This window comes from Novosphingobium sp. TK71, from assembly GCF_055361505.1.
Map to the genome: position 1 here is coordinate 142162 of NZ_JBSZKA010000001.1, position 11507 is coordinate 153668.

7 protein-coding genes are annotated in these 11507 nt (G+C 56.7%); 4 read left to right on the forward strand and 3 right to left on the reverse strand.

The features are described 5' to 3' along the window. The first annotated feature begins 45 nt into the window (after nt 1-45). From ACXJ16_RS16990 to ACXJ16_RS17005, 4 genes are all read left to right on the forward strand, one after another. Nucleotides 46-903, forward strand: a complete 858-nt coding sequence (locus ACXJ16_RS16990; RefSeq protein WP_463922714.1) for an LLM class F420-dependent oxidoreductase — start codon at nt 46-48, stop codon at nt 901-903. Between the two features lie 613 nt (nt 904-1516). Beyond that, nucleotides 1517-3982, forward strand: coding sequence for a TonB-dependent receptor (locus ACXJ16_RS16995; RefSeq protein ID WP_463922715.1), 2466 nt, complete (start codon nt 1517-1519; stop codon nt 3980-3982). Between the two features lie 233 nt (nt 3983-4215). Beyond that, on the forward strand, nt 4216-5094 hold the full coding sequence (locus tag ACXJ16_RS17000; protein WP_463922716.1) for an AraC family transcriptional regulator: 879 nt from the start codon (nt 4216-4218) through the stop codon (nt 5092-5094). Between the two features lie 159 nt (nt 5095-5253). Beyond that, nucleotides 5254-6072: a sugar phosphate isomerase/epimerase family protein gene (locus ACXJ16_RS17005; RefSeq protein WP_463922717.1), complete on the forward strand. Its 819-nt coding sequence runs from the start codon at nt 5254-5256 to the stop codon at nt 6070-6072. 169 nt (nt 6073-6241) lie between these two features. On the opposite strand, the gene ACXJ16_RS17010 is transcribed toward ACXJ16_RS17005, so the two are convergent. The 3 genes from ACXJ16_RS17010 to ACXJ16_RS17020 all read right to left on the reverse strand — a co-directional run bounded on the left by ACXJ16_RS17010 (nt 6242) and on the right by ACXJ16_RS17020 (nt 11478). Then, complete coding sequence (locus ACXJ16_RS17010; protein ID WP_463922718.1) at nt 6242-7573, reverse strand: LLM class flavin-dependent oxidoreductase; 1332 nt, start codon at nt 7571-7573, stop codon at nt 6242-6244. Nucleotides 7574-7602: 29 nt separating this feature from the next. Then, nucleotides 7603-10113 carry a TonB-dependent receptor gene (locus ACXJ16_RS17015; RefSeq protein ID WP_463922719.1) on the reverse strand — a complete coding sequence of 837 codons (2511 nt, stop codon included), beginning with the start codon at nt 10111-10113 and terminating at the stop codon, nt 7603-7605. A 99-nt stretch (nt 10114-10212) separates the two neighbouring features. After that, nucleotides 10213-11478 carry an MFS transporter gene (locus tag ACXJ16_RS17020; RefSeq protein WP_463922720.1) on the reverse strand — a complete coding sequence of 422 codons (1266 nt, stop codon included), beginning with the start codon at nt 11476-11478 and terminating at the stop codon, nt 10213-10215. Nucleotides 11479-11507: the final 29 nt, after the last annotated feature.

Here is an 11507-nt window from a genome sequence, read left to right on the forward strand (position 1 = left end):
GCCACCGCGTGGGTCGTCGCTGACCGTGTCGCTGAGGGGGGACAGATGGACGTGGGCGTCATTTATCCGCAGATCGAACTCGGCGGTGATCCGAGGGCGTTCGATTCGATCGTTCGCGCGACAGAAGCGCTCGGCTATGCCTCGCTTGCCATGTTCGATCATGTGGGTGGGGCCGACCATAGCGACCGCGATCCGCCGCTATGGGGCCCGTATACGGAGCGCGATCCGTTCCATGATCCCCTGGTTGCATTCGGTTACGCCGCCGGCATCACCGCGACAATAGAACTCGTCACCGGCATTCTGGTGCTGCCGCAACGCCAGACATTGCTTCTCGCCCGCCAAGCCGCCGATGTCGATCTCCTGTCAGGTGGGCGACTGCGTCTGGGCGTCGGCATTGGCTGGAACTACGTTGAGTTCGAAGCGCTAGGCATGGATTTCCATACGCGTGGGAGACGTATGGCTGAACAAATCGGCCTGCTACGCCGGCTCTGGAGCGAGGAGATGGTCGATTTCGAAGGCCTGTTCGATCGTGTGGATCGACTGGCTCTCAATCCGCGTCCTGGGCGACACATCCCGATCTACTGCGGCGGTGTCTCGGACCCGGCTTACCGCAGGGCGGCGAAACTCGCGGACGGCTTCATCTTCGGCGGGCCACCCGATCGAGTGCTGCCCGCATGGCACCAGCTGCAGAACTATCTTCGAGAGGAGGGGCGCGATCCGACGACCTTTGGCGCCGACTACCAGTTTCCCGACGGCACCGACATACCCACTGCTCTCGACCTCTTACGCCGCTGGCAGGATGCCGGTGGGACGCAATGCGCGGTCCGGACGATGAAGCTCGGATATGTCACCGCTGATCAGCACATCGCACATATCGCGGAATTTCGCTCAAAAATTGGATAGCAGACGTCCATAAACGCCAGCGTTTTGGGATTCAGCCCATAGCGGGGTAAGGACCCTGATGCTTTCTTTCGACAGTTGGAACTCGGCTAAAGACACGGCTGCGAGATGCGGACGGTGCTGTGAAGAACACTTGCAACAAGGCATTCTCCTGACGCGACAGGATCAATGATGCATCTTTACAGTCCGAGACTAACTACTAGCCTCGCCGGCCGCCAGCCATATTCTTGGCGCAAACATTCCCCTCATGGGGATACGCTTGTTTAAAGCATGATGTTCTCTGCAAATCCTGCCTCGAAAATGTCCTGTCGGCGTGGCCCGGGTCGACCAGAAAAGCACACCTGTGCCGTGTTGATCCAATCCACGTGAGTTTTCGAAAACTGATCGCTGATCGCTAATTCCGGCCATGATGCGATATGTTGGCATATTTGAGCAAATATCCAACGTTGATACGCCGCTTGCGATGAAAGTACATGCAGGCCTTAAATGAAAATCTCGTATATCCTTGTGATCGACGTGCATCGCGCGATGTAGATCATTCATCATATGCGAGATGGGTGTTTATTGCCCATGCCAAAAGGAAGACGCACGGAGATGCGTTTTTAGGGGAGTGATAATGAAGGCAACATTCAAGATATTCCTTTTGGCTACAACTTTTTTCGGAGCCAATACCCCACATGCATTCGCTCAAAGCGCTGGGAGCGAGGCTGACATCGTAGTGACCGCCCGTCGTACTGAAGAGCGATTGCAGGATGTGCCAATCTCCATAACGGTGTTCAATCAGCAGCAGATCAGTAACAGGAACGTGGTCGCCGCATCAGATCTCGCGACCTATACGCCTTCGCTGAGTACAAATACCCGCTATGGCTCGGAAAGCTCGTCCTTTGCCATACGTGGCTTCACGCAGGAGGGACAGACTTCGCCTTCCGTCGCCGTGTATTTCGCCGACGTTGTCGCGCCTCGAGCCCAGGGTGGAACGGGTTCGGGAAATGGTGCAGGCGTCGGATCTTTTTTTGACCTTCAAAATGTTCAGGTTCTGAAAGGGCCGCAGGGCACACTGTTCGGGCGCAACACCACAGGCGGCGCAATCCTGCTTGTCCCTCAGAGGCCGACCGGGCGGTTTGAAGGCTATGTCGAAGGATCGGTAGGAAATTACAATCTGAGGCGGATTCAGGGGGTGATCAATATCCCGGTTATGGATACCCTTCGTATTCGCGTGGGGGTCGATCGACAGACTCGGGATGGCTATCTTAAAAACATATCCGGAATCGGTCCCGAAGATTTCGCTGATATTGACTACACGGCTCTGCGCGTGAGTGCGGTTGCGGATCTCACACCGAACCTCGAAAATTACACAGTCGTCACTTACGGACTCTCGCATACTAACGGGTTCTATCCGCGGATCTACAATCAGGATAATATCGCGCGCGACCCGTTCCCGAATTTGCGGGCCTCGCAGTTGGCGCAGACCAATGCCGCAGGATACTATGCGGTCGCCAATGGCAACCCGAACGCGGCCCAGCGTATCAGGCAATGGTCGATCATCAACACCACCACATGGCGCGCCAGCGATACACTGACGTTGAAGAATATCGCCAGCTACTCGGAGTTCAGGCAGTCACAAGCCACGAATATCTATGGAGAGAATGGCTATCAAAACGGCACGACATTGCCCTATTACGCGGTGGCCATTGGCCCTCAACCTAACGGCGATGCGACAGCTCAATCGACCTTTACCGAAGAACTTCAGCTTCAGGGCCGCAGCGAGAACGACCGGCTAAACTATCAGCTGGGCGCCTATCTGGAGCTTAGTGAGCCGCTTGCTGGCTTCCAGGCCGGCTGGTCGCCCAATGCGGTAATCTGTACGAATATCTATGCGATGCAATGCCAGGATCGTGTTCCTGGCGCAGGCGGCTTCATTACCGTGTCGGCCAGCAAATATCACTTCCGCAATCTTGGCTTCTACGGACAGGGCACGTTCAAGCTGACAAATACGATAAGCCTCACTGGCGGGTTCCGGTACACCTCTGATATAACATCAGGACTGGGGCAAGTTCTCAAAATTTCGTTCCCGACCGCAAACGCGCCGAGTTACGGCTGTGCCCAGCCTCCCTCCCAGGTGCAAAGCGGCACACCAAGCGAGATACTGGCTGACCGGTCACGGTGTGACTTTGCCCGGCGGGTGACATCGGCGAAGCCGACCTGGTTGATCGATGTGGATTGGAAACCCAGTGACAACATGTTGGTCTACGCCAAATATTCCCGCGGATATCGCCAGGGCAGCGTGAATGTCTCCAGCTACGGCCTGGAAACCTGGGGACCGGAAAAGGTTGATCTCTACGAGATCGGTGCCAAAACCAGCTTCGACGGCCTGGTCCGCGGCACCTTCAACGTCGCGGCCTTCTATAACGACTTCTCCAACCAGCAGATCGCGATCAACACCGTCAGCTGCGGCAATGTCGCGCCGCTAGGCCCCATTTATACGACATTGTTCCCGGCATGTGCTGGCATTCCGGCCGCCGATTTTCCATCTCCAGCACAGGGAATCGGAAATGCCGGAAAATCGACCATCAAAGGGGTCGAGATCGATGGTTCAATCAGGCCTTTCGAAGGGCTGAGCATCGACGGTAGCTATGCGCATCTGGATACCAAGCTGAAGGAGATAAGCATACCGGCAATTCCATATGGCTTTGCGCGCCTTGATCCTGCCGCGATACTTGGCGGACCGCTGGCCCTCACTCCGCGAAACAAGTATGCTGTGACTATCGGATATACTTTGCCGCTACCGGAAAAAGTTGGCCGACTTACACTCGGAGGCACTTTTTCGCATCAGGATAGTACATTCGGCAACGCCAGTTCAGTGGGCGCTATGCGGTATCTTCCGCCCCAGAATAACCTGAATCTGAACGTTAACTGGAATAATGTTGCGGGTACGCCGGTGGACGTCGGCCTGTTTGCAACGAATGTGACGAAGGAAAAATTCTACGTTTTCACGACCGGAGCCTCCTTTGGCTGGGACGCGGTGGTCCTCAATCAGCCCCGGATGTACGGTCTGCGTCTGAAATATCGGTTCGGCAGCTGAAGGCGAAATACCTCCCTTTCGTAACTCAGCGCGAATACCTGGCCGCCGCTCTGGCGGCCATTTTTTTATGGACGGCCAAAAACGGTGTTCGACAGTCAGGTGGGTAGGACGGGAATGGACTGTGCGCTGGGATCGGCGCACTATGTCACATCGCCTGACATGTCGATCGAGACCCGCAAGAGGTACGTGATCAAGGGCAACGGAAAAGCTTGAGGATGGGAGAGGTGAAGCCGATGGGCGCCATGATCGCACTGCCATTTGGCCTCGTAACGATCGAGGCCGAGATGAAATCGCCGCGGATGTCCGTTCAGCTTCTTCACGTCGAGGCGTCGACACCTAAGAGAGCCGTCCTGAGCGATGACAGGGGCTTCAGGCTAGATTTATCATTGACCCCTCGGCCAACCACCCGGCTATCGCTTATCGACCGTTGGCTACCTGGTCGCACTGAATTGGCAGGGCGCTTTTTTGTGTTGCCACCCGGCCAGGTGGCCAAGCTTGAGGCGGAGGCTGGAAGCAACATGTCGATCGTCTGTCATGTTGAACCCGCTATTTGCCACGATCGGCCGGACAAAGACATCCGGTGGTCTGAACAGCAGCTGGAAGCAGGAAGGAATGTAAAGAACGCAAGTATTATTTCTTTGCTTTTGAAGCTTGCCGAAGAAGTTCGTAACCCGGGCTTTGCGAGCGATGCGCTGATGCAAGCCTACGGTATCGAAATTATCGTAAACGTTGAGAGATACTTTCTGGGCTTCGGTGAAGGATCAGCGGCTGGTGGTCTTAGCCCGTGGCGCTTGCGCTTAATTGACGAGCGTCTGCGCGATGGCGATGCAGCACCAACACTAGCGGAATTGGCGTCTTTATGTAAATTGTCCGTTCGTCAGCTTTCACGGGGCTTTCGGGAAAGCTGTGGCGTTTCAGTGGGTGAATATGTGTCGAACCACAGGCTTGATCAGGCGAAAACCCTGCTGGCAGCAGGGCAGTCCATCAAGGCTGTAGCATTTGCAACGGGCTTTCGGTCGGCTTCCAGTTTCTGCCACGCTTTTCGCAAGGCAACGGGGCTGGCACCAAACAAGTATCGCGTTTCTTCAACGGCTTGCCGCACTCCATTATGAGGCTGCTGCCGAAATTGTCGAGGTTGGAAGATTTTGGAACCCGAGCCGCATAGATAGGCATATGGAAGCGGTCTTACGGGCGGCTATGACGGCCGTGGGAAGTATGAGCCGAGGGTGGAAGGCGCATAGTCCCTGCGCTGTAAATGAATGGAACGTTGGATGCACGATCGGATCGCAATCAATCATCTTTGTTTTATGAGCGACCCAATGCCGAAGTTTTGGGAGCATCTGACGGGCCTCGGCGCGCGTCGGGTGAGCTTGATCGGCCCCTATCTTCTCGCGGAAGGTGGTCACGCAGCGGCGAAGGCACTCATCGCATCGAACAAATGCGCTCTCGAAACCATTACGCATCCTTTTCAATCCGGACAGCATATCTCGGATAACGAGGAAAATTGGGCCGTGCCGCGCGCCCGCCTTTCAAGGCTCATCGAAATCGCCAGTGATCTGGGTGCTCAGTCAATCTACATGGTGACCGGGGGCCACGGCTCATTGGAATGGGAACAGGCAGCACGCTGTTTTGCAGAGGCACTTTCGCCATGTGTCACCCAGGCGGATGCGGCTGGCGTGCAGCTTATGATCGAAACCACCAATCCCTTTTTCGCTGACATCGACATCAGTCACTCGTTAGCAGACACGATTCTGCTCGCGGAAATGGCAGGGATCGGCGTGTGTCTGGATATCTTTGCGTGCTGGACGAATGCCAGCCTCAAATCGCTCGTATCCAGAGCATTGGCAAAGTGCCGCGCGGTCCAGTTCAGCGATTATGCCTATGGCGACCGCACTATCCCTGAACGCGCTGTACCTGGTGACGGTGCGATTCCTTTGGAGCGGATCGTGGGTTGGATCCTTGATGCGGGCTATAGCGGGGCTTTCGACATGGAGTTGAGCGGACCTCGCATTCAGGCGGAAGGCGAGTTTGCAGCCGTCAGGCGCTCGGCAGACTATATGGGCGAATTGCTGTACAGGTTGGGCGCATGACCATTTTCTGGTTCACTATCGCGGGGAGCGAAGAACGGTGTTCCAGATCGGAGATATGCTCTCACAAATGCCGATACGATCGCACCAGCTCTGAATTTCTCCCCTTCGCAGGGGAACATGCTTTGGCACGACCGCCACGCCTCCCGCATCTGGGAGAGCCGGAGGAATCCTAAGTCAAAAGAGGCAACGGCGTTGCAGGAATGCCAAGATGTTCGCGCAAAGTCGTGCCCTCATATTCTCTGCGTACCAGACCGCGGCGGCGCAGTTCCGGTATGACCTTGTCTATGACATTCTCAAGTGACAGCGGATTGACAGCGGGCAGGAAGTTGAAGCCATCGCACGCTCCCTCCGCAAACCAATGCTGAAGTTGATCTGCAACGTCGCTCACAGTGCCGACCACGGAGTAGTGCGCGTTGGAAGTCGACGCCCGGATCAGAACCTGACGCAACGTCAGCCCCTCGCGCTTTGCTGCCTCCACATGATTCTTGCCCCGGCTTATGACGGATTCCGGTGGAACATCGGGGAAGGGGGCGTCCAGATCATAGCTGCTAAGGTCGAAAGCCTTCAACGAAAGTTGCAGCGATGCCATAGCTGCTCTCAGGTCGATCAGGTTGGTTAGTTCGGCTAGCTTGTCCTCCGCTTCCTGACGCGTATCGGCAACGATAACCTGCGCGCCCGGCATCACCTTGATATGATCCGGGTCACGCCCCCAGGCAATGGCACGCGCGCGTATGTCGTCGCGAAATCCTCTACTTTGCTCGAAGGTGGACTGAGCAGTAAATATGACTTCCGCCACGCGCGACGCCATGGCTCGCCCTTCCGGGGACTGACCTGCCTGTATCAGGAGCGGTCGCACTTGCGGCGAGGGCACGCCCTTCAGTGGTCCGCGCACCCGATAATATTTGCCCGCATGATCGATCAGGTGAATCTTGTCCAAATCCTTGTAGATGCCGCCGTCCTTGTCACGAACATAGGCGCCCGGCTCGATGCTGCCCCACAGCTTCAGCACAACATCGACAAACTCGTCGCCGCGCGCATAGCGTTCCTCCTGCGCGACAAAAAGCTGGTCTGCATATTGTGTCGCATCGTCCGGCGAAATGCCTGTCACGATGTTCCACCCGACCCGCCCACCGCTGATGACGTCCAGCGACAACACTTCGCGAGCCGCATCATAGGGTGGACGATAGGATGTGGCGATGGTGCCGGCGAGGCCCAGATGGGTAGTATGCTGGGAAATGGCGGCGAGGAGCGTCATCGGCTCCAGATTGTCGCCAGCTGCGAGATAACGAAATACGTCGGGATTCTCCGCGTTGCTTGGGGATGCGGTATCCGCCACGAACAACATATCGAACCTGGCTTCCTCCAGCTTGCGCGCCAGTTCGATCCATTGCTTGATGTCAGGCGCGAACGCTGCTTTGCTTTGCGGATGCCGCCAGCCGGCCTGATGATAGCTGCCCCCGCAAAAGGCGCCAAGTTTCATTTGTTTGATCTCGCGCTGCATATCTGATCTTTCGTCCTCGCCACTCACACTCAGTCACCGAAGCGATATCTAATTCGAACGCCATACGCCCGCGGTTCGCCTACAGACATGCCATCGAACCCGAAGCTCGGATAACCGCCGAAGGATGCTGTTGCGTACCGCTGCTTTGTGACATTGGTTGCGAACAGGGAAAGGTCCACGGGCGAACCCGCCACTGACGCCCAGTTGATGTTGACGTTGAGGAGGTCGAGAGGAGGCAGGATCCCCGGATCATATCCTAAAGCTCCGCTCCTGGCACAGTTGCCTATGCCCGTGATGCAATTGGTACCCTGGTAGCTGACTTGTTGACTGTCCACATGGGAAAAGGTCGCGCCTACCGAAATCTTTCCGAAGCTCTCGTCCAGCGGCAACACATAAGTGCCCGTGATCGTGAATTTGTTCTTGGGCGAGAAGGTCAGCGGGCGGCCGACCAGCGCGCCGCTGGGCGTGAGCAGGTCGAAGGGCGTATTCGCTGTAGACGGCGCGACTATGGAAACCACCTTGGTATCGAGATAGGCGTAGGCCGCGTCGATTGTCAGTCCCCGAAGTGGGCTTAACGACGCGTCGACCTCGACACCGGCGATACGGGATTTGCCGGCATTTGTTATCAGGGCGGCCGGTGTCTCAGTTGGGAAGGCCGCAAAACGGCCGGACGTCGCTATCTGCTGATTGGAAAAATCATTGTAGAAGCCGGCAAGATTGAATGTGCCCCGCACCGGCCCGCGCCAACTGGTCTTCAGGCCTAGCTCATAGGTATCGATTTTTTCGGGATCGAACGCTGGCCGGCCATAGCCTTGTGGTGCAACCTGCCCCTGACGATAGCCGCGCGCATATTTCGCATAGACCAAGATCGCATCAGTCGGCTTGTAATCGAGGCCGAGAACCCAGGTGGGCGCCTTGGAACTTCCTTGATAAAAGGTCTGGCATTGTGCCTCGGTAAACGTCCCGGGGTTCCTCGGATTGCTGGGGCCGGCGGGGCCGAAAAGAAAGGTGTCCAGACAGTTGCCGATGGGTTCCGGGGTCGTCACTGGCGCCATTATCATGATCTGACGAGAGACTACATTATAATAGTCCCACGTATATCGTGCGCCTGCAGTCAGGCTGAATTTGTCTGTCAGCTTGAATGTGCCTTGAGCATATATTCCATAGTCTTCAAAAGAATATTTGTTGCTCCGCGCCGTCACGGACATCCTCGACTGTGTCGCTCCGGCAGCAGCTTGAAAAGAGCGGCAGTCTACAAGGCCGTTCTCGCCAGTGCAAAGTGCCGGGTTGTTGGAGAGCGCGCCTGAGAAACCGAGGGGGTCGGACAGTTCAACATAGACACCTGCCTGCCAGGCGAGGCGGTCGTCGAGCAGCGAGCCTTGAAGGCGAAATTCTTCGGTGAATGTCGATTGCGACGCATTTTTGCGATTGGGAAAAGGACTGGAAAATACGCGTAGCGCGTTGCGGCCGGCATCCGGCCCCGTTTGAATGACAAGGTTTTCGCCGTAGATTGTGCCACGAAGAGCTTCGCGGAACTGACCATAGCTGATGATATTACGCGCTGTGAGCGTGTCCGAAATGCTCCACGTAGTCGTGTTCATGATCTGCCACTGCTCAATCCGCTGAGAAGGATTGATGACGCCATTTTCGCCCGTATAGAAGTCGCGATTATTAGCTCGGTCCAGTTGGTTGCACGCCAGAGCAGACAGCGGGTTCGGCGTCGGCGGATTGCGGTCGCAGACAGAAACGCGGGGTAGAAAGCCATGGGTATCGGACTTGCTATAGGTCGCGATGAAGTAATTTTCGAGATTGGGCGTCAGATCGGCAACGGAGCTGAAGCGGACAGCTGTATAGTCAATGTCATTGAAGTCTGATGGGCCGATTCCGGAGACATTCTTCATATAACCGCTACGTGTCTGACGATCGACGCCAAGTCGTATACGCAATGTATCCAACAATGGAATATTTGCCACCGCTTGCACCCGGCGCAAGTCGTAGTTGCCTATCGATGCCTCGACATAGCCGCCCAGTCTGCTTGTTGGCTTCTGAGGCACCAGAAGCACCGCGCCACCCGATGTGTTGCGACCAAAGAGTGTGCCTTGCGGCCCTTTGAGGACCTGTAGATTTTGGAGGTCGAAGAAGGCGCCGGGACCAGCACCATTTCCGCCCGTTGTACCACCAATCGACCTTAGGGCCGGGACATCGGCAAAATAAACGCCAACCGAGGGAGCAGTGCCGTTGTCCTGATTAAAGCCCCGGATTGCGAAGCTGGTCTTTTCAGGTCCGAAACGACTATTGGCGGCGAGCGAGGGGGTATAGGTCGCGATGTCTCCTGCCGAGACGATGTTGCGATTGGCCAGCTGCTGCTGGGAGAAGGCCGTGATTGAGATAGGGACATCCTGCAGGCGCTCCTCTACCCGCCGCGCTGTGACGACTATGGCGTCGGAATCCTCCTCCTGTGCCATGGCAGGGACGACGGTCGCGGCCATGGCAGCCATGCTTACGGGCAGCATCATCGTGTACGATCGGTTTTGTTTCATGTCACCTCTCCTGTTATGATGGGGGTCGCCCATTCACTTTTTTTGTCGGCCAGAATGAATCCTTGCCTAATCTGACGGGTATTGGCCTTGGCGCCCTGGCTAGACTGAAGCAGGGGCTGGTGATGCCTTCCATGCGGGGTAACTGGGCAGAGTCATCATCAGGATGCCGCTCAGCGCGCAGCCAATGCCTCCGATAGCCAGGAACGGGGCATAACCCTTTCCTTCGTCATAGATGATCCCGGCAAGTAGTGGGCCAAAGCCCGCAGCCAACGCCATCAGCGCCGCCATCACGCCATAAATGGCGCCGAAATTCTTCATCCCGCCATAAGCTGCGGTCAGATAGCCGGTGATCTGGGTCTTGGTACCTGCCGCGTAACCGTTGACCAGCATCGCAACGATGATGAGGGGTGGCGAGCGAACGCCGTCGATGAGCAGAAAAAAGGCCAGCGCCGCTGCGCCCAGTGTGACTCCTCCAATGAGGTTTGGGCGAAAGCGGTCCAGGAGATAACCCGTCAACAATTTGCCCACGATGCCCACAATTCCTGCAAGGCTCATCAGCCAGGCTGCGTGTGTTCGCGTAACGCCCGCTTCGGTCAGGATGGGGAAGATATGGATCATCAGGCCGATGGTCAGGGTCATCACCAGAAAATTGGAGATGCCCACGCGCCACAAGGCGGAGTCCCGCACGGCTTCCCGAGGAGTGAGGCCCTTCAGCGCCGATATGGCTTCTGGCTCGCGTCCGGCCCGCACTTCCTTGCTGGCACGGTCGCGCGCGTCGTAGAAGAACAGAAAACAAAGCAGCAATGTGATCCCGCCCCAGCCAAGAGAGAGCCACACATAGGAGGCGCGCCAGCCCAAGCTTTCGATCAGCCAGTTGACCAGGGGCGGCACGCCGGCCTGAGCGACCGCCGTGCCGGAAAGCGTCAATCCAAGCGCGAGCCCGCGAGACTGGTTGAAAATGCCCAGCACTGCGGCAGTCCAAGCCGTTGATTTGATCGCCCCCGATACAATGCCAAAGACAATCCAGAGCATCGTCCAACGTAGGGTGGACCCGTCATTCAGACTGAACGCCGCGATCGACGCCATCACGACCACTAGTCCAGGCAAGGCAATGCGCCGGGATCCGAACCGGTCGATCAGGGCGCCGATGAACGGCGACAAGATGGCGGTGATGATAGCGGCTATCGATGGTCCGGACGAAATGAGGGTACGGCTCCAGCCGAAATCCTTCGCTAGCGGACCCACGAACAGTCCCGTTGCTGACAGCAGGATAGAATAAAAGGAAAACCCCATCGAGGCCGCCAGGACAAGCGTCCAGTTGGATTTCCATTCCTTCAATGCGAAGGTCGAGCCGGCATCTTGCATGGGGTTTCCGATATCGGATTGGCTTTTGG